Annotated in this window: 19 protein-coding genes and 1 pseudogene; 18 read left to right on the top strand and 2 right to left on the bottom strand. The window is 62.4% G+C overall.

The annotated features are described in order from the left end of the window. The 5 genes and pseudogenes from B2Z70_RS07290 to B2Z70_RS07270 form a co-directional block, all read left to right on the top strand. On the top strand, positions 1-185 hold a 185-nt coding region (locus B2Z70_RS07290; RefSeq protein ID WP_292982161.1), incomplete at its 5' end, for an acyl-CoA dehydrogenase family protein. A 102-nt stretch (positions 186-287) separates the two neighbouring features. Next, positions 288-1337, top strand: a complete 1050-nt coding sequence (locus tag B2Z70_RS07285) for an enoyl-CoA hydratase/isomerase family protein (protein ID WP_292982160.1) — start codon at positions 288-290, stop codon at positions 1335-1337. Positions 1338-1371: 34 nt separating this feature from the next. Continuing rightward, positions 1372-2283 (top strand): annotated as a pseudogene (mmsB, locus tag B2Z70_RS07280) (3-hydroxyisobutyrate dehydrogenase); the annotation flags it as partial. Positions 2284-2443: 160 nt separating this feature from the next. Next, on the top strand, positions 2444-3658 hold the full coding sequence (gene hemA / locus B2Z70_RS07275) for a 5-aminolevulinate synthase (RefSeq protein WP_292982158.1): 1215 nt from the start codon (positions 2444-2446) through the stop codon (positions 3656-3658). Then, on the top strand, positions 3658-3903 hold the full coding sequence (locus B2Z70_RS07270; RefSeq protein WP_292982157.1) for a DUF6898 family protein: 246 nt from the start codon (positions 3658-3660) through the stop codon (positions 3901-3903). Before hemA ends, B2Z70_RS07270 begins: the two co-directional genes overlap by 1 nt. A gap of 18 nt (positions 3904-3921) precedes the next feature. On the opposite strand, the gene B2Z70_RS07265 is transcribed toward B2Z70_RS07270, so the two are convergent. After that, positions 3922-4344, bottom strand: a complete 423-nt coding sequence (locus B2Z70_RS07265) for a Ros/MucR family transcriptional regulator (RefSeq protein WP_292982156.1) — start codon at positions 4342-4344, stop codon at positions 3922-3924. A 249-nt stretch (positions 4345-4593) separates the two neighbouring features. Between B2Z70_RS07265 and glyA the strand changes: the two genes are divergently transcribed. The 10 genes from glyA to B2Z70_RS07215 all read left to right on the top strand — a co-directional run bounded on the left by glyA (position 4594) and on the right by B2Z70_RS07215 (position 13585). Beyond that, on the top strand, positions 4594-5901 hold the full coding sequence (gene glyA / locus B2Z70_RS07260) for a serine hydroxymethyltransferase (protein WP_292982155.1): 1308 nt from the start codon (positions 4594-4596) through the stop codon (positions 5899-5901). A gap of 9 nt (positions 5902-5910) precedes the next feature. Further along, the gene (gene nrdR, locus B2Z70_RS07255; RefSeq protein WP_040612359.1) at positions 5911-6390 is read left to right on the top strand and encodes a transcriptional regulator NrdR; all 480 of its coding nucleotides are present in this window, start codon (positions 5911-5913) and stop codon (positions 6388-6390) included. After that, on the top strand, positions 6387-7037 hold the full coding sequence (locus tag B2Z70_RS07250; RefSeq protein ID WP_292982154.1) for a RibD family protein: 651 nt from the start codon (positions 6387-6389) through the stop codon (positions 7035-7037). Before nrdR ends, B2Z70_RS07250 begins: the two co-directional genes overlap by 4 nt. A 5-nt stretch (positions 7038-7042) precedes the next feature. Beyond that, entirely contained in the window at positions 7043-7675 is a 633-nt protein-coding gene (locus B2Z70_RS07245; protein WP_292982153.1) for a riboflavin synthase, read from the top strand. Further along, on the top strand, positions 7672-8793 hold the full coding sequence (ribB, locus tag B2Z70_RS07240; protein ID WP_292982152.1) for a 3,4-dihydroxy-2-butanone-4-phosphate synthase: 1122 nt from the start codon (positions 7672-7674) through the stop codon (positions 8791-8793). Before B2Z70_RS07245 ends, ribB begins: the two co-directional genes overlap by 4 nt. 11 nt (positions 8794-8804) lie before the next feature. Continuing rightward, positions 8805-9242, top strand: coding sequence for a 6,7-dimethyl-8-ribityllumazine synthase (locus B2Z70_RS07235; protein WP_292982151.1), 438 nt, complete (start codon positions 8805-8807; stop codon positions 9240-9242). Then, complete coding sequence (nusB, locus tag B2Z70_RS07230; RefSeq protein WP_292982150.1) at positions 9242-9718, top strand: transcription antitermination factor NusB; 477 nt, start codon at positions 9242-9244, stop codon at positions 9716-9718. Before B2Z70_RS07235 ends, nusB begins: the two co-directional genes overlap by 1 nt. Then, the gene (thiL, locus tag B2Z70_RS07225; protein WP_292982149.1) at positions 9708-10718 is read left to right on the top strand and encodes a thiamine-phosphate kinase; all 1011 of its coding nucleotides are present in this window, start codon (positions 9708-9710) and stop codon (positions 10716-10718) included. Before nusB ends, thiL begins: the two co-directional genes overlap by 11 nt. Positions 10719-10741: 23 nt before the next feature. Continuing rightward, positions 10742-11269, top strand: a complete 528-nt coding sequence (locus tag B2Z70_RS07220; RefSeq protein ID WP_292982148.1) for a hypothetical protein — start codon at positions 10742-10744, stop codon at positions 11267-11269. Positions 11270-11434: 165 nt separating this feature from the next. Further along, on the top strand, positions 11435-13585 hold the full coding sequence (locus B2Z70_RS07215; protein WP_292982147.1) for a sodium-translocating pyrophosphatase: 2151 nt from the start codon (positions 11435-11437) through the stop codon (positions 13583-13585). A gap of 73 nt (positions 13586-13658) precedes the next feature. Here the strand turns inward: B2Z70_RS07215 and B2Z70_RS07210 are convergent, their stop codons facing one another. Further along, entirely contained in the window at positions 13659-14156 is a 498-nt protein-coding gene (locus tag B2Z70_RS07210; RefSeq protein ID WP_009800804.1) for an outer membrane protein assembly factor BamE, read from the bottom strand. Positions 14157-14283: 127 nt separating this feature from the next. Between B2Z70_RS07210 and B2Z70_RS07205 the strand changes: the two genes are divergently transcribed. The 3 genes from B2Z70_RS07205 (at position 14284) to B2Z70_RS07195 (ending at position 16941) form a co-directional block, all read left to right on the top strand. Next, positions 14284-14817, top strand: a complete 534-nt coding sequence (locus tag B2Z70_RS07205; protein WP_009800805.1) for a ubiquinol-cytochrome C chaperone family protein — start codon at positions 14284-14286, stop codon at positions 14815-14817. Positions 14818-14917: 100 nt separating this feature from the next. Continuing rightward, positions 14918-15976: a phosphate acyltransferase PlsX gene (plsX, locus tag B2Z70_RS07200; RefSeq protein WP_009800806.1), complete on the top strand. Its 1059-nt coding sequence runs from the start codon at positions 14918-14920 to the stop codon at positions 15974-15976. Further along, positions 15973-16941 carry a beta-ketoacyl-ACP synthase III gene (locus tag B2Z70_RS07195; RefSeq protein WP_009800807.1) on the top strand — a complete coding sequence of 323 codons (969 nt, stop codon included), beginning with the start codon at positions 15973-15975 and terminating at the stop codon, positions 16939-16941. The genes plsX and B2Z70_RS07195 overlap by 4 nt, the downstream gene beginning before the upstream one ends. Positions 16942-16965 lie beyond the last annotated feature (24 nt).

The raw sequence follows: 16965 nt of genomic DNA, 5'->3' as shown, positions 1-16965 counted from the left end.
CCAAGCGTTTCGCCACCGATATGGGCTTCAAGATCGCCAATGACGCGCTGCAGATCCATGGCGGTTACGGCTATCTGAAGGATTATCCGCTCGAGCGCATCGTGCGCGATCTGCGCGTCCACCAGATCCTGGAAGGCACCAACGAGATCATGCGGGTGATCATCGCCAAGGATGTGCTGCGCTAGGTCGCGTGGCCGATACGCTCTATAGGCGCTAGAAACTTTTTCAATTGGCCCCGCCGGACCGGGCGGGGCATTGAACTCTATTCCGTCCAGAGAGGACCTCTCATGACTGAAGACGTCATCGTTCGCAAAGCCGGCTCGGTGGGCCGCATCACCCTGAACCGGCCCAAGGCGCTCAATGCGCTCAATCAGGAGATGGTCACCGCCATGGTCGAGGCGCTGCAAAGCTGGGCCGACGACAAGACGGTGAAGGCTGTGGTCGTGGACGGCGCCGGTGAGAAGGGCTTCTGCGCGGGCGGCGATATCCGCATGCTGGCCGAAAGCGGCAAGGCGGGCGACGACCGGGCTTGGACCTTCTGGCGCGACGAGTACCAGCTCAACACCCTGATCGCGGAATACCCCAAACCCTATGTGGCGCTGATTGACGGCATCACCATGGGCGGCGGTGTCGGCGTGTCGATCCATGGCGAGTTCCGGGTGGCGGGCGATCGCACCCTGTTCGCCATGCCCGAGACCGGCATCGGCTTTCACCCTGATGTGGGCGGGGCCTATTTCCTGCCGCGCCTGAATGGCGAACTTGGCGTGTGGATGGGCCTTACAGGCGCACGCCTGAAGACGGCGGACTGCATCGCAGCGGGCGTCGCGACTCATTATGTGCCGACCGACAATTACGAGGCGCTGATCGAGGCGCTTGAAACCGAAACGCTCGATGATGAAGGCGAGAAGGTCGACGCCATCATCGAGCGCTTCTCCGGCGATGCGGGACATTCTGATCTGGGGGTGGTGCAGCCGCTGATCGACGCCGCGTTCGAAGGCGATGATGTCAGCGTCATTCTCAACCGCCTCGAGGCGGCCGATGACGCCTGGTCCAAGGCCGTTCTGAAAATTCTATCAAGCAAGTCTCCGACTGCCGTGAAGGTGACGCTAAAGGCTCTGCGCAAGGGCGCTGAGCTGTCCCTGCGTGATGTCATGGTTCAGGACCTGCGCGTCTCCAGCCGTTTCCTGCGTGAAGGTTCGGATTTCTACGAAGGCGTGCGCGCGGTGATCATCGACAAGGACAATGCGCCGAACTGGTCAGCGCCGGTATCGGACGCCGAGGTCGACGCCTATTTCGAACCGCTTGCTGCGGACAAGGAAATGGCGTTCCTCGACTAGGAACAGGGCAGGGCGGACCAACCCCCGCTCCTCAGACACAAGGGAGGACCGCATGGCGGTTATTGCATTCATTGGGCTCGGCAATATGGGCTCTGGCATGGCGGCGAACCTCTTGAAGGCTGGCCATTCTCTGCGCGCCTATGATCTGAACAAGGACGCGGTGGCGCTGCTGGAGAAGAAGGGCGCGACGCCGGCCGCCGATCTGCGCGAAGCGGTGACCGACGCTGATGTGGTCGTCACGATGCTGCCTGCCGGTCAGCATGTGCGTGGTGTTTATCTGGATGATGGCGGCGTGCTCTCGCTCGCCAAATCCGATGCGGTGCTGATTGATTGCTCCACCATCGATGTGGACAGCGCTCGCGCAGTGGCCGAGAAGGCGTCCGAAGCCGGTTTCGCTTTTGTGGATGCGCCTGTGTCCGGCGGCGTTGCGGCGGCCGAAGGCGGTACGCTGACCTTCATGGTGGGCGGTCCTGTCGAGGCCTTCGCCAAGGCTGAACCCATCCTTGAAAACATGGGCAAGGCTGTCATTCGCGCCGGCGAGGCTGGCGCTGGCCAGGCCGCCAAGATCTGCAACAACATGCTTCTGGGCATCCACATGATCGGCACGTGCGAGGCGATGAACCTCGCCATCAAGCTGGGCCTTGATCCGCAGAACTTCTTTGACATCGCCTCCAAGGCGTCCGGCCAGAACTGGTCCTTGACCAGTTACTGTCCGGTTCCGGGCCCTGTTCCGACCGCGCCGTCCAACCGCGATTACGTGCCGGGCTTCGCTGCGCCGATGATGCTCAAAGACTTAAACCTTGCCATGCAGACATCGAAATCGGCCGGTGTGAACACGCCCATGGGCGAGAAGGCGCAAACCATCTATGACGCCTTCGTCGAAGAGGGCGGAGCCGCCATGGACTTTTCGGGCGTTATCAAATGGCTGTCCGGAGACATGAAGTAAGTCGTTCGGACGCTGAATTTGAGAAGCGTTGTCAAGAGCTGAATGCGACCTTTGGTCCCTGACCGCTGCTAGGACAAGTTCAGAATCATATGTCATTGTGCAGATGACATGCTGACCTCTAGGGAGAGCCGCTCGCGCCTTGGGCGCCAGTGCAAGTGAAATGGATTACCGCAGCGCTTTCAAAGCCTCCGTCGCCCGTGTCCGCGCAGAAGGCCGTTACCGTGTTTTCGCCAATCTGCGTCGGGTTAAGGGCCAGTTCCCGCGCGCCCGTCTGCGCACGGATGACGGCGATACCCGCGACGTGGTGGTGTGGTGCTCCAATGACTATCTCGGCATGGGCCAGAGCCCGTGTGTGACCGGCGCCATGAAACAGGCGATCGACGATGTCGGCGCCGGGGCGGGCGGCACTCGAAACATCTCCGGCACGACCCATTATCACGTGGAGCTGGAAGCCAGTCTGGCGGACCTTCATCAGAAGGAAAGCGCGCTTCTCTTCACCTCCGGCTACATCGCCAATCAGGCGACGCTGGCGACCCTGGGCAAGATCCTGCCGGGGCTGATCATCTTCTCGGACGAGCTGAACCACGCCTCGATGATCGAAGGCGTCAAAGGCGCCAAATGCGAGAAGCATGTCTGGCGTCACAATGACGTGGCCCATCTCGAAGAGCTGCTGAAAGCGGCCCCGAAAGACGCGCCCAAGCTGATCGCGCTTGAATCCGTCTATTCCATGGATGGCGATATCGGCCCGCTCGAAGAGGTCTGTGATCTCGCCGACAAGTACAATGCGCTGACCTATCTGGATGAAGTGCACGCGGTGGGGCTTTACGGCCTGCGCGGCGCGGGCGTCGCCGAGCGCGAAGGCCTGCTGGAGCGCTTTGACATCATCGAAGGCACGCTGGGCAAGGCGTTTGGCGTGATGGGCGGTTATATCGCGGCTGACGAAGTGATCGTTGATGCGATCCGCTCCTGGGCGCCGGGCTTCATCTTCACCACCTCACTGGCCCCGGCTCTGGCTGCGGGCGCACGCGCCAGCGTCGAGTACCTCAAGAGTGCCTATCAGCTGCGCGAGCAGCATCAGGAGCGCGCGGCGACCCTGAAGGCGCGTTTCCGTGAGGCAGGCATTCCGGTGCTGGATTCCATCACGCATATCGTGCCCGTGCATGTGGGCGATCCGGTTCTGTGCAAGCGCATGACCGACGAGCTGCTGGACGTTCACGGCATCTATGTGCAGCCGATCAACTATCCCACCGTGCCCAAGGGCACCGAGCGGATGCGCCTGACGCCGACCCCGCTGCATGATGATGAGATGATGGATGAACTACTTGAGGCGGTGAAAACCGTCTACGCCAAGCATGTGGGCCTGAAGGTCGCATAATGGCGGGCGATCCATCCCAGGATCGTGAGTTCATCTTTGAGTTCGTCACTATTGGCGATTCTGTGCGTGTGGCGGCTGTGGACGTCGCCACCGGCACGGAAGTCGTGGTTTTCGGCCCGGTTCATACGGCCCAGTCTGACTTGCAACGCCTGGCGGCGCGCAAGCTGATCCGTCGCCTGACTCAGGACGGGCATCATGAAGAATCAAAAACGCCCCGGCCTGGCGGCCGGGGCGTGATTGTTTAGTCCAGGGCGTCGTCGCGCTTATTTCTTGCGCGCGCCGCGGCCCAGACCGATTTCCTTGGCGAATTCCGAGCGACGCTTGGAATAGTTCGGCGCCACCATCGGATAGTCAGCCGGCAGACCCCATTTGCGACGATAGTCTTCCGGGGACATGTCGTATTGCGAGCGCAGATAGCGCTTGAGCATTTTCAGTTTCTTGCCGTCTTCCAGGCAGACGATGTAATCGTCGCTGACGGAACGGGACACCGGAACCGCCGGCTTGGCCTTGGGCTCGGGCTTGGACGGCTCGCCGGAAATTTCTTTCATGGTGGCGTAAACCGACTTGATCATGTCCGGAACGCTTTCCGCCGGCACAGAATTGTGCGTGAGAAAAGATGCGACGATGTCGGTGGTCATGCGCATCAGTTCTTCATTGTCGACGGGCAGCAGTGTCTCTTCAGTCATATTCTGATCCTTGCGCAACTTTATAGCGTGTGCGTCTGAAAATGAGATGTACTGTGTTTAATCAACGCATATTCGCTGTACAAGTATTGAGATAAAAAAATCTGCAGCATTTGTGGCGCTTTTTGGGTTGCAATCCATTCACCGTATAGATTGCTGATGCAAGTGTGTGGATTAAACGCGTTCTAGCGCCTTGTCCGGGCTGGCGGCGGGCCGTATGTAGCTAGCAAAGTCCTCTATACGGAGTGCGAGATGGCTGACGCGCAATCTACCGCCCAACACACCTCTTTCTTTTCTCAATCGCTGGCCGATGCGGATCCGCAGCTGGCCTCCGCGATCAGCAAGGAAATCCACCGTCAGCAGACCCAGATCGAACTGATCGCGTCGGAAAACATCGTCTCGCGCGCCGTGCTGGAGGCGCAGGGTTCTCCGCTGACCAACAAATACGCCGAAGGGTATCCCGGACGCCGGTATTACGGCGGCTGCGAATTTGTGGATATCGCCGAGGAGCTCGCCATTGACCGCGCCAAGAAACTGTTCGGCGCAGCCTATGCCAATGTTCAGCCCAATTCCGGCAGCCAGGCCAACCAGGCCGTGTTCCTGGCGCTGCTCAAGCCCGGCGACAAGATCCTCGGCCTCGACCTGTCTGCCGGCGGTCACCTGACCCATGGCGCTCGTCCGAACATGTCGGGCAAATGGTTTGAAGCCCATGCCTATGGGGTGCGCGAGGACAATGCGCTGATCGACTATGACAAGCTGCGCGAGCAGGCCAAGGAGCTTCAGCCGCAGATGATCATTGCGGGCGGCTCCGCCTATCCGCGCGAGATCGACTTCCAGGCCTTCCGGGACATCGCGGATGAGGTTGGCGCCTATCTCCTGGTGGACATGGCGCACTTCGCCGGTCTCGTGGCGGGCGGCGCATATCCGAACCCGGTGCCGTTGGCTGATGTCTGCACCACCACCACACACAAGACCCTGCGCGGTCCGCGCGGCGGCATGATCATCAGCCGCGATGCGGATCTCGGCAAGAAGTTCAACTCCGCTGTCTTCCCGGGTCTGCAGGGCGGTCCGCTGATGCACGTCATCGCCGCGAAGGCCGTCGCCTTTGGAGAAGCGCTGCGTCCCGAGTTCAAGGCCTATGCCGCATCCGTCATCGAGAACTGCCGCGCCATGGCCGGCGCATTGTCGGACGCAGGCTATGACATTGTCTCCGGCGGCACGGACAGCCATCTGGCGCTGGTCGATCTGCGTCCCAAACAGCTGACGGGCGACATTTCCGAAGCCGCGCTCGAGCGTGCGCACATGACCTGCAACAAGAACGGTGTGCCGTTTGACCCTGAAAAGCCGACCGTCACCTCTGGCCTGCGTGTGGGCGCGCCGGCCGGGACGACCCGCGGCTTTGGCGCGGACGAGTTCCGTCGCGTGGGTGAGATGATGGCTGAAGTGCTTGATGCGCTGGCCGCCAACAAGGATGGCGGCGATGCGGCGGTTGAAGCGCGCGTCCGTGATGAAGTGATCGCCCTGTGTGAACGCTTCCCCATCTATCCGGCTCTCGGCTAGGCTTCATCCATGCGGTGTCCCTTTTGCTCGAACCCTGATTCCCAGGTGAAGGATTCCCGCCCGGCTGAAGACAGCCAGGCGATCCGTCGCCGTCGGCATTGTCCGGCCTGCGGCGGGCGGTTCACAACGTTTGAACGGGTGCAGCTGCGGGATCTGCATGTCATCAAGTCGGACGGCAAACGCGAGGGATTTGATCGCGACAAGCTGGCCCGGTCCGTTCTTCTGGCGAGCCAGAAGCGCGCCATCGAGCGTGAGCGTGTGGAGCAGATGATCTCCGGCATTGTCCGGCGTCTTGAAAGCCGCGGCGATCCGGATGTCCCCGCCAGCGTCATTGGCGAGCTCGTCATGGACGGCTTGCGTAATCTCGATACGGTCGCCTATGTCCGCTACGCCTCGGTCTACAAGGACTTTCAGGAAGTCGACGACTTCTCCGAGTTCATCAAGGGCGAAAAACTCGGCCATGAGGACGAGCTGGACGGAGAGCAATGACGGCATCCGCCCCGATGCAGGTCACGCTCAAACTCGCCACCAGTCTTGATGGCCGCATCGCGCTGGCGAACGGTCAGTCTCAATGGATTACAGGTCCTGAGGCGCGCGCCGAGGTGCACCGCATGCGCGCCAGCCATGACGCCATCCTGACGGGTATCGGCACGGTGCTGGCCGATGACCCGCAGATGACCGCGCGTCCGGATGGCGTCCTGGCGGACCGCCAGCCCCAACGCATCGTTCTCGACAGCCAGCTGCGACTGCCGGCCTACGCCGAGATTCTGACCGGTGAACCGGTCTGGGTCTTCCATACCGGAGGGGCCCGGTCCGACCTTGAAAATGTCGAGCTCTTCGAGACAGAGGCGGATGATGGGGGGCGCGTTTCTTTTTCGGCTGTCATGCAGAGCCTGGCGGCGAGGGGCGTCGGGAGCGTCATGATCGAAGCCGGCGGAGAGATCGCCGGGGCCGCCATCCGTTCTGACTGCGTCACCCGGATCGAATGGTTCCGCGCGCCCAGGCTTATCGGGGCGGAGGGCCGCGCCTGCATTGCAGGGCTTGGCCTTGAGGAACTGTCTCTCGCGCCCACATTCAAGCGCATGGAAGTTCGCGCCTGTGGCGCAGATCTCTGGGAAACCTACCAGAAGGGATGATCCCGATGTTCACCGGCCTCGTCTCCGCCCTGGGGCGGATCGTGTCTATCAAGGACGGCGATGTGCGCCGCATGACCGTCTCCAGCCCCTATGATGCGGACACGATCGCGCTTGGCGCATCCATTGCGCATGCCGGCGTCTGCCTGACCGTTGTGGCGTGTCGCAAGACTCAAATGGGCGCGGAGTATGATCTCGACGTCTCCCCCGAAACCCTCTCCAAGACGACGCTCGGAAGCTGGAAAGCCGGTGACGGCGTCAATCTCGAACGGGCTCTGAAAGTCGGCGACGAGCTGGGCGGTCACATCGTTCAGGGTCATGTGGATGGGGTGGGGCGTGTGACGGCGCGGACCGATGAGGACGGCTGGATCCGCTTCATCGTGGAGGCTCCGACCGATCTGAGCCCTTTCATCGCCTACAAGGGCTCGATCGCGGTGGATGGCGTCTCGCTGACCGTGAACCGGGTCGAGGGCGACGAATTCGAACTGATGATCATCCCGCACACCGCCGAAGTCACAACTCTGGGAGCTTTGCAGGCCGGAGCGCGGGTAAACCTTGAGGTCGACGTGATGGCGCGCTACGCCGCCCGTCTGATGCAGGCGCGAGACGTCGCGCCCCTGAACAATGAGGTCCAGTCGTGAGCGAACCCGCCCCCCAATCCGCGCTCTCCCCGGTGGAAGAGATCATCGAGGAAGCCCGCAACGGCCGGATGTTCATCCTGGTGGACGCCGAGGACCGCGAGAATGAAGGCGATCTGATCATTCCCGCCCAGTTCGCGACGCCGGACGTCATCAACTTCATGGCTCGTTATGGTCGGGGGCTGATCTGTCTGTCCATGACCCAGGATCGCGCCAAGACCCTGCAGCTGCCCTTCATGAGCCAGCGCAACCAGTCGCGCCACTCCACCAATTTCACCGTGTCGATCGAGGCGCGCGAAGGCATCTCCACCGGCATTTCCGCCCATGACCGCGCCCTGACCGTCGCCACCGCCATCGACCCCTCCAAGGGTTCTGAAGATGTGGTGTCGCCGGGCCATGTCTTCCCGCTGGTCGCCCGTGATGGCGGCGTGCTGGTGCGCGCGGGTCATACGGAAGCGGCGGTGGACATAGCCCGTCTTGCGGGCGTGAATCCGGCGGGTGTTATCTGTGAGATCATGAAGGATGACGGGACGATGGCCCGTCTGCCTGATCTCATCGAGTTCGCCAAGGAACACAATATGAAGATCGGCGCGATCGCCGATCTGATCGCCTATCGACGCCAGCATGACCGCTTTGTCGAGCGTCGTCTGGATACCGAAGTCACAACCGGGGCAGGCGGCCCCTTCAAGCTGACCGTATTCCGCTCGCTTGTGGACAATGTGGAGCATGTGGCTCTGCATAAAGGTGAAATCACCGCCGATGCGCCGGCGCTGGTGCGCATGCACAAGGTCAGCTTCGCCGATGACGTGCTGGGCGCGCTTGGCGGACGGACGGGTCTGGTGGATAAGGGCGTGAAAGCGCTGTCCGAGCATGACGGCCCGGCCGCCATGGTGTTCATTCGCGAAACCAATCGCGCCGCGATCACCGAGCGCTTTGGCGCGGCGCCGTCCGATCCGCCCGATACGCGTGAAGAACGCCGCTTGCGGGAATACGGGCTGGGCGCTCAAATATTGCTGGATCTGGGCGTGCGCAAGATGATCCTCTTGTCCACCACGCCGCAAAACATTGTGGGGCTGGACGGCTACGGCCTCGAAGTCGTCGAGCAACGCGAATTTGATTGAAGGAGGCGCGAGTGAGCGCTGAGACCCGTGTGCTGCTGATTGCAGCGCCCTTTTACGAAGACATCACCGAGCAGCTGGTCGCCGGCGCCAAGGGCGCGTGTGAAAGCGCTGGCGTGAACGCCGAGGTCGTGGAAGTGCCGGGCGCACTTGAAATTCCGGCGGTGATTGCACTCGCCGAGCAGGGCAAGTCCCCCTATGACGCCTATGTGGCGCTTGGTTGCGTGATCCGCGGCGAGACCAGTCATTTCGATTATGTTTGCGGTGAGTCCGCGCGTGGTCTGATGGACCTGACCCTGAAGGGCGTGCCCGTCGGCAATGGCATCCTGACCGTGGAGAACATCAAGCAGGCCCGTGTTCGCGCCAATGTGGACGAGAAGAACAAGGGCGGTGACGCGGCCAATGCCGCGCTGGCGCTGCTTGATCTCAAGCGCAAGTTCGGGGCGGCCTGATGTCTGATCCCAGCCAGGAAGCCGCCACGGATCGTCGGGCCCGTCTGCGCCGTTCCGCGCGGCTGAGCGCAGTACAGGCGCTTTATCAGATGGAGACCTCGGGCTCGGGCGCGAAGGCCGTGGTCAAGGAATTCCGCGATCACCGCTTTGGCTATGAAGATGAGCCGGGCGATTACGTGGAAACCGATGAGGATTTCTTCGAGGATCTCGTGACCGGCATCGTCTCCATTCAGGCCGATGTGGACAAGCGCATTGGCGGCGTCCTGAAGGAAGGCTGGAAATTATCGCGTCTGGACGCCACCGTGCGCGCCATTCTGCGGGCTGGCGGGTATGAGCTCATTGCACGCAAGGATGTCCCGCCCGCCGTCGTCATCAACGAATATGTCGATGTGGCGCACGCCTTCTTTGAGGATTCAGAGCCCGGTTTCGTGAATGCGACGCTGGATGCGCTCGCCAAGCAGGTGCGTGACGCCTGATCCGATGAGCGGGCAGGGCGAGTTCGAGTATATCCAGTCGCGCCTTGCCCCGCTCAGCGCTGGCCTGCCGGGCGCTGCAGGGCTCGCCGATGACGGCGCTGTGCTGTCGCCGCCCGAAGGCTGCGAGTGGGCGATCACGGCGGATACCCTGATCGAGGGGCGTCACTTTCCCCACGATGAAGACCCGGCCCTGGCCGCGCGCAAGGCCTTGCGCGTCAATCTTTCCGACCTCGCCGCCATGGGTGCGGACCCCTATGCCTATCTGGCCTGTATCGTCTGGCCGGAAGAGGGCCGTGAGTCCCGCATGGCGGGTTTTGCTGACGGGCTGGCGCTGGACCAGGCCGAATACGGCCTTCATCTCGCCGGCGGGGATACGACCGCTGCGCCAGGCCCCTGGATGATCTCGATCACCGCTTTCGGCGTGGTCCCCAAGGGGCGCGCTGTGAGACGCGGCGGCGCCAGGCCCGGCGAAGCGGTGCTGGTCACCGGCGCGATAGGCGACGCCGGTCTGGGGCTGTGGGCGCGCCAGGGCGCCTATGCGCCCAACCCGAATGATGCGTCCTATCTTTCCCGCCGGTTCACGCTTCCCGACCCTCGCTGCGCGCTGACGTCTGTCGTGCGGGCCTTCGCGACCGCCGCAATCGATATTTCAGACGGCTTGCTGTCGGATGCCGGCCATGTGGCGCAGGCTTCAGGCGTGATGCTGGAGCTGGATCTGGACAAAATGCCGCGCTCCAGAGCTGCGGAGGCCTGGGTGCACGCCCAGACGGATCATGACGAAGCGCTCCTGAAACTGGCCTCGGCGGGGGATGATTACGAGCTCCTCCTGACGGTTCCGGAAGACCGTGTTCAGGAGTTTATAGAGGCTTCACAAGAGCTTGGCGTGCCCGTATCCCGTCTCGGACGCGTTCTGTCCGAGGATGTCTCCACAGGCGGCGTGGTGGTGACGGCGCGAGACCGTATTCTGACGCCCTCGTCTTTTGGATTTACGCATTTTTGAGGCTTCTCCTGTAGGGAGGAGTCATGATTCGGATTTTCGCATACGCACTCAGCGCTTCGCTCGCCCTGACCACGCCCGCTCTTGCGGGTGGTGGCGGAGGAGGCGGCGGTGGCGGCGGAGGTGGGGGAGGCTCCACCGGTCCGGGCGCAGTCGCATCCACAGATCTGCCGCTCTACAACTCTGTTGAAGAGGCCACCCAGGCCCTGATGGCGGAATTCGGCGAGGACGAGACCTGCCCGCGCAACGTGGACGTTCCATCCATTGTGGTTCCGGTCGAGACTCATCAGTATTTGTATGGCTATGCCTTTGTAACGCCTCGGATCTGCCTGGCCCGTGGCGTTAGCGAAACGCGGTTCATCGAGCGTCTTCACTTCATGGTTGATGTGATGGTCCGCTCGGCCCACCGCCATCCGTTCCACATGGATGACGCGGGTGAGATCGATCGCGAGGCGACCCGTGAATTCCTTCTGACCGCGCTTGCCGAAGTGGTGGAGCCGGGACAGATCGAACGGCTTGATCTTCTGGGATCCGATATCCGGCCCATGAACTGATCCGAGAATATAGCTGCACTGCAGCAATTCTCTTTACTGTTGCATCCCCCTGAAAACCATGACTAGGCTTTTGGCTATTAAAGCAAAAGCCGCCGGTCATTGGGGCTTTCCCCATGTCTCTGAAGCGGCTGTGAAAACAGTACTCAGACGCTCGGGGAGGGTGTCATGCAATCAGTGACTATCTGGCTTTGGATCTCGCTGGCCTGTGGCGGGTTGGCTGTGCTCTACGGGGCTTTCCAGATTCGTTCCATTCTGTCGGCCAGCGCCGGCACAGAGCGCATGCAGGAAATCGCCAGCGCCATTCAGGAAGGCGCCAACGCCTATCTCAAACGCCAGTACATGACGATCGCCGCCGTTGGGGCGGCGATTTTGATTCTGGTGGGCGTCCTGCTCGGTCCGGTCGTGGCCATCGGTTTCCTGATCGGGGCGCTTCTGTCCGGTGCCGCAGGCTTCATCGGCATGCTTGTGTCGGTCCGCGCGAATGTGCGCACCACCCAGGCGGCGATGGATTCTCTGCAGGCCGGGCTTTCGATGGCGTTCAGGGCCGGGGCGATCACGGGCATGCTCGTGGCGGGATTGGCGCTGCTGGCGGTCACCGGATATTATCTGTTCCTCACTCAGGGCGCGTCCTTTAACGCGTCTGAACACCCCAGGGAAATCATTGATGGTCTCGTAGCCCTCGGCTTTGGCGCGTCCCTGATCTCCATCTTCGCCCGGCTGGGCGGCGGCATCTTCACCAAGGGCGCCGATGTGGGCGGCGACATGGTCGGCAAGGTCGAAGCGGGCATCCCCGAGGATGATCCGCGCAACGCCGCCACCATTGCCGACAATGTGGGCGATAATGTCGGCGACTGCGCCGGCATGGCGGCCGACCTGTTCGAGACCTATGCGGTGACCATTGTGGCGACCATGGTGCTCGCCTCGATCTATTTCCGCGACGCCATGGGCGCTGTCACTCTCGACGCGATGATGATCTATCCGCTCGCCATTGGCGGTGTCTGCATGGTCGCCTCGATCCTGGGCGCGTTCTTCGTGCGGCTTGGCAAGGGTTCCACCAATGTCATGGGCGCGCTCTACAAGGGCTTTTTCGCCTCAGCCCTGTTCTCGATTGTAGGACTGGGCATCGCGACCCATTTCGTTCTCGGCTTTGATTCGACCGTTCTGACCGCCATGGGGCGCGAAATCAGCGCCCTGTCGCTGTTCTATTGCGGCCTGACAGGTCTGGCGGTGACGGGTCTCATCGTCTGGATCACTGAATTCTATACCGGCGTGAACTACGGCCCGGTGAAATCGGTGGCCAAGGCGTCGGAGTCCGGCCATGGCGCGAACGTCATCCAGGGCCTTGCCGTGTCGATGGAAGCCACCGCGCTGCCGGCGCTGGTGATCATCGGCGCCATCATGCTCACCTTCAACCTGGCAGGCCTGTTCGGCATCGCTATCGCGGTGACGACCATGCTCGCGCTGGCAGGCATGGTGGTTGCGCTCGACGCGTTCGGCCCGGTCACCGACAATGCCGGCGGCATCGCCGAGATGGCGGGGCTGGAAGGCGCGGTGCGTGACACCACCGACATGCTCGATGCGGTCGGCAACACCACCAAGGCGGTCACCAAGGGCTACGCCATCGGCTCGGCCGGGCTGGGGGCGCTGGTGCTGTTCGCCGCCTACACCGAGGATCTGGCTTTCTTCGCCTCCGATCCGGAGACCTATCCGTTCTTCGCCGGATTGACGGTGAATTTCTCGCTGTCCAACCCCTATGTGGTGGTGGGCCTGCTGTTCGGCGGTCTGTTGCCTTTCCTCTTTGGCGGCATGTCGATGACGGCGGTCGGCCGGGCGGCCCAGGCCGTGGTCGAGGAGGTGCGTCGCCAGTTCCGTGAAGAGCCGGGCATCATGAAGGGCGAGGTGAAGCCCGATTATGGCCGGGCGGTGGACCTTCTGACCAAGGCGGCGATCCGGGAGATGATCATCCCCTCGCTCCTGCCGGTGCTCAGCCCGATCGTTCTGTTCTTCATGGTGAACGCCATCGCAGGGCGGGCCGAAGCGCTGGCTAGCGTGGGGGCGATGTTGCTGGGCGTGATCGTGACCGGCCTTTATGTGGCGATCTCCATGACCGCCGGCGGCGGGGCCTGGGACAACGCCAAGAAATACATCGAGGACGGCCATCATGGCGGCAAGGGATCTGAAGCCCACAAGGCCGCAGTGACCGGCGACACCGTGGGCGATCCCTACAAGGACACGGCGGGACCCGCTGTGAACCCGATGATCAAGATCACCAATATCGTGGCCTTGCTCATGCTGGCGGTGCTGGCGGGCCTGTAGGCCGTCACACGGCGCAAAGAAAAACCCCCGGCGTTTGGCGTCGGGGGTTTTTTGTATTCGGGTGAAGGAGCGTCTAGCCGCCCGGGCGCGGACCGCCGGCGCCGCCGGGCAGGTTCTGCTCGCCGCCGAACTGTTCGCTCGGCAGACGGCCCACATTCCCGAGAAGCTGTTCGAGAATGGTCAGCTCGCGGCCGCGGGTCGGGGTTTCCCGATCCACGAAGGCGACGACACGGCCATCTTCCATGCCGTATTCGTCCACCGCGCTCACCACGCCATTCTCGTCAAAGCGTACGGCGATGATGCGGCGTTCGCGCGTGTCCGGACGCAGATAGGCGAGATATTCGCGGGTGGCGGAAATGTAATACCAGGTGTCCTGTTCAAAAGCGCCGCGGGTGGAGGGATTGCCCAGGGTCGCCAGGACGGTGGACTGGCTGTCCACGCCGACCGTCAGTTCGGGCACTTCACCGTCCGGATAGCGGAAGCCGTGACTGCGCAGGGTCGGATTGCAGGCCGAGACCAGTCCGGCGCTGATCAGGACGGTAGCGGTGAGGATGGCTCGGCTGAGGCGCATAAGGGCTCCTATAACGGCATCTTTGACGCGGGCGTCAGTGGTCAGTCGGCTTGCGCAGGGCTATCTGCTTGACGTAACCGGATGGAACCATAGCCGCAAGCGCTCAGTGAGGGGAGCCTGTTAATACATGTTCAGCCGACTGTTCAGGAAAGACCGCCGCAAACAGATCGCGCGGCGTCTGTATGACTCGCTCGTGCGCGCCGCCCGGTCTCCCGAGTTCTACGGTCCCAAGGCGGTTGAGGACAGCGTGGACGGACGCTTTGACATGATCGTGCTGCACGCGGTCCTGCTGATGCGTCGCCTGCGAGAGGGCGAGGAGGCGGGCCGCGATCTCGCCCAGCTGGTCTTTGACGTGATGTTCGATGACATGGATGCGGCCCTGCGAGAAATGGCGACCGGCGATCTCAGCGTCGGCAAGAAGATCAAGATCATGGGGGAGGCCTTCTATGGCCGCGCCAAGGCCTATGAAACGCCCCTGAGCGAGGGGGACCGTAGCGCTCTGGCTCAAGCCATAGAACGCAATCTCTTTGAGGAAAGTCCATTGAGCGCAGAGGTCTGTGATCGGCTGGCCGCCTATGCGCTGGACAGCGCCGAACGCCTGCGTGACCAACCCATCGAGAGCCTCCTTGCAGGCGAAGCCCCCCGGTATGCTCGCCTGTGAGGAAGCGGAGCGCTTCTCTTGCATTGATAGGGTCAATGAGTAAGGTTCGCGCGCCGCTGGCTGCTTGCCGGCGCGTATGTTGATTTAAGACGGATTGTCTATGACCTCACCGTTGGTCCTATCCATCGACGCCATGGGCGGCGATGATGCGCCGAAGATCGTTGTTGACGGCGTGGCGCAGTTTCTCAAAGGCCGCAAACGAGCGGTGAAGCTGATCCTTCATGGCGACGAGGCTCAGATCGCCCCGCTCGTGGCCGCCCATGAGGGTCTGGCCGACGCCTGTGAGATTCGCCATTCCGACAGTGAAGTGGACATGTCCGCCAAGCCGTCCGAAGCCGTGCGCCGGGCGCGGGGCTCTTCCATGTGGAACGCCGTTCTTTCCGTGAAGGAGGGCGAGGCGCATGTGGCGGTTTCGGCCGGCAATACCGGCGCGCTGATGGCCATCTCCAAGGTGGTGCTGCGCATGAAGAAGGGCGTTCACCGCCCCGCCATCGCCGCCAGCTGGCCGGCCCCGCAGGGTTTCTCCACCGTGCTGGATGTGGGCGCGAATGTGGACTGCTCGCCGTCGCAGCTTGTCGAGTTCGCCGTTCTGGGCGAGGCCTTTCACCGCGCCGTGCATGGCGTGAAGCATCCTACCGTGGGCCTGCTGAATGTGGGCCAGGAAGAGCTCAAGGGCGATCAGACCATCCGCGACGCGGACGCGCTGATCCGCGAAGCCGAGCTGGATCTTGATTATCAGGGCTTCATCGAAGGCGATGACATTTCCGCGGGCACCACGAATGTGGTCGTCACGGACGGCTTTACGGGCAATGTGGCGCTGAAGACCGCCGAAGGCACGGCGCGCCTTGTGGGCGGCTGGCTGCGCGAGGCGCTCACAAGCTCCTTCATCGCCAAGCTGGCGACCGGTCTTCTCAGCCTGGGGGCCCTGGGCCAGCTGCGCGCAAAGATGGATCCGCGCAACGTCAATGGCGGCGTGTTTCTGGGCCTGAACGGCGTTGTGGTCAAAAGCCATGGCGGCACGGATGCGCTAGGTTTCGCGACCTCGCTGCGCATTGCGCTCGAAATGGCGGACAGCCGCTTTTTGTCCGAGATCGAACAGAATCTGGAACGTCTGTCTGCACTTGAAGCGGACGCCGCGTCCGAAGGGGAAACCGCTTGACCTATTCACGCATCGCCGGGATCGGCTCGCACCTGCCTGAGAAAGTCCTGACCAACAAGGGCATGGAGGCGATTGTCGAAACCAGCGACGAATGGATTCGCGAGCGGACGGGCATCACCAAGCGCCATATTGCAGCCGACGGCGAATACACCTCTGATCTTGGCGTGCAGGCGGCGCGCAAGGCGGTCGATCAGGCCGGTCTGTCCCTGGACCAGGTGGATCTGATCATTGTGGCGACCGCCACGCCGGATCTGACCTTTCCCGCCACGGCGACGATCGTCCAGCACAAGCTGGGCATCAAGCAGGGCTTCGCCTTCGACGTTCATGCGGTCTGCTCGGGCTTTCTCTACGCCCTGGCGACGGCGGACAGCTTCCTGCGCACGGGACAGGCCAAATGCGCGCTAGTGATTGGGGCCGAGACCTTCTCGCGCATTCTCGACTGGACCGATCGCACCACGTGCGTGCTCTTCGGCGATGGAGCCGGCGCCATGGTGCTGACCGCGGAAGAGGGGGATCCGGCCGAGTTCAAGGGCGTGCTCAAGACCTATCTGGAATCGGACGGTGAATACTGCGACCTTCTTTACGTCGATGGCGGTCCGTCCCGGACGAAGACCGTTGGCCATCTGCGGATGCAGGGCAATCAGGTGTTCCGGCACGCCGTGACCAAGATTTCCGGCGCCATGACGACGCTGTGCGCGCAAACCGGCGTGGATATCGCGGATATCGACTGGGTCGTGCCGCACCAGGCCAATCAGCGCATCCTGCTGGGCGTGGCGAAAAAGCTAGGCATTTCAGTGGATCAGGTTGTCTCGACCGTGGCCGAGCACGGCAACACCTCCGCCGCCTCCATCCCGCTAGCCTTTGACGCTGCGGTGCGTGACGGCCGCATCAAGCGGGGCGATACGGTGCTGATGGAAGCGCTTGGTGGCGGCTTCACCTGGGGCGCCGCGTTAGCGCGTTATTAAGCGCGTTCATTGTCCGACCTATGG

The organism is Oceanicaulis sp. UBA6590, assembly GCF_002433705.1.
Classification (GTDB): Bacteria; Pseudomonadota; Alphaproteobacteria; order Caulobacterales; family Maricaulaceae; genus Oceanicaulis.
This window is presented reverse-complemented; position numbering and strand designations above follow the sequence as displayed.

Excerpts from the sequence above, each read along its gene's own strand:
- B2Z70_RS07265 (WP_292982156.1), bottom strand. The coding sequence starts at position 4,344 with ATGACTGAAGAGACACTGCTGCCCGTCGACAATGAAGAACTGATGCGC.
- B2Z70_RS07250 (WP_292982154.1), top strand. The coding sequence starts at position 6,387 with ATGACGGCATCCGCCCCGATGCAGGTCACGCTCAAACTCGCCACCAGT.
- B2Z70_RS07285 (WP_292982160.1), top strand. The coding sequence starts at position 288 with ATGACTGAAGACGTCATCGTTCGCAAAGCCGGCTCGGTGGGCCGCATC.
- B2Z70_RS07270 (WP_292982157.1), top strand. The coding sequence starts at position 3,658 with ATGGCGGGCGATCCATCCCAGGATCGTGAGTTCATCTTTGAGTTCGTC.
- B2Z70_RS07205 (WP_009800805.1), top strand. The coding sequence starts at position 14,284 with ATGTTCAGCCGACTGTTCAGGAAAGACCGCCGCAAACAGATCGCGCGG.
- B2Z70_RS07245 (WP_292982153.1), top strand. The coding sequence starts at position 7,043 with ATGTTCACCGGCCTCGTCTCCGCCCTGGGGCGGATCGTGTCTATCAAG.
- B2Z70_RS07210 (WP_009800804.1), bottom strand. The coding sequence starts at position 14,156 with ATGCGCCTCAGCCGAGCCATCCTCACCGCTACCGTCCTGATCAGCGCC.
- nrdR (WP_040612359.1), top strand. The coding sequence starts at position 5,911 with ATGCGGTGTCCCTTTTGCTCGAACCCTGATTCCCAGGTGAAGGATTCC.
- hemA (WP_292982158.1), top strand. The coding sequence starts at position 2,444 with ATGGATTACCGCAGCGCTTTCAAAGCCTCCGTCGCCCGTGTCCGCGCA.
- glyA (WP_292982155.1), top strand. The coding sequence starts at position 4,594 with ATGGCTGACGCGCAATCTACCGCCCAACACACCTCTTTCTTTTCTCAA.
- nusB (WP_292982150.1), top strand. The coding sequence starts at position 9,242 with ATGTCTGATCCCAGCCAGGAAGCCGCCACGGATCGTCGGGCCCGTCTG.
- B2Z70_RS07220 (WP_292982148.1), top strand. The coding sequence starts at position 10,742 with ATGATTCGGATTTTCGCATACGCACTCAGCGCTTCGCTCGCCCTGACC.
- B2Z70_RS07215 (WP_292982147.1), top strand. The coding sequence starts at position 11,435 with ATGCAATCAGTGACTATCTGGCTTTGGATCTCGCTGGCCTGTGGCGGG.
- plsX (WP_009800806.1), top strand. The coding sequence starts at position 14,918 with ATGACCTCACCGTTGGTCCTATCCATCGACGCCATGGGCGGCGATGAT.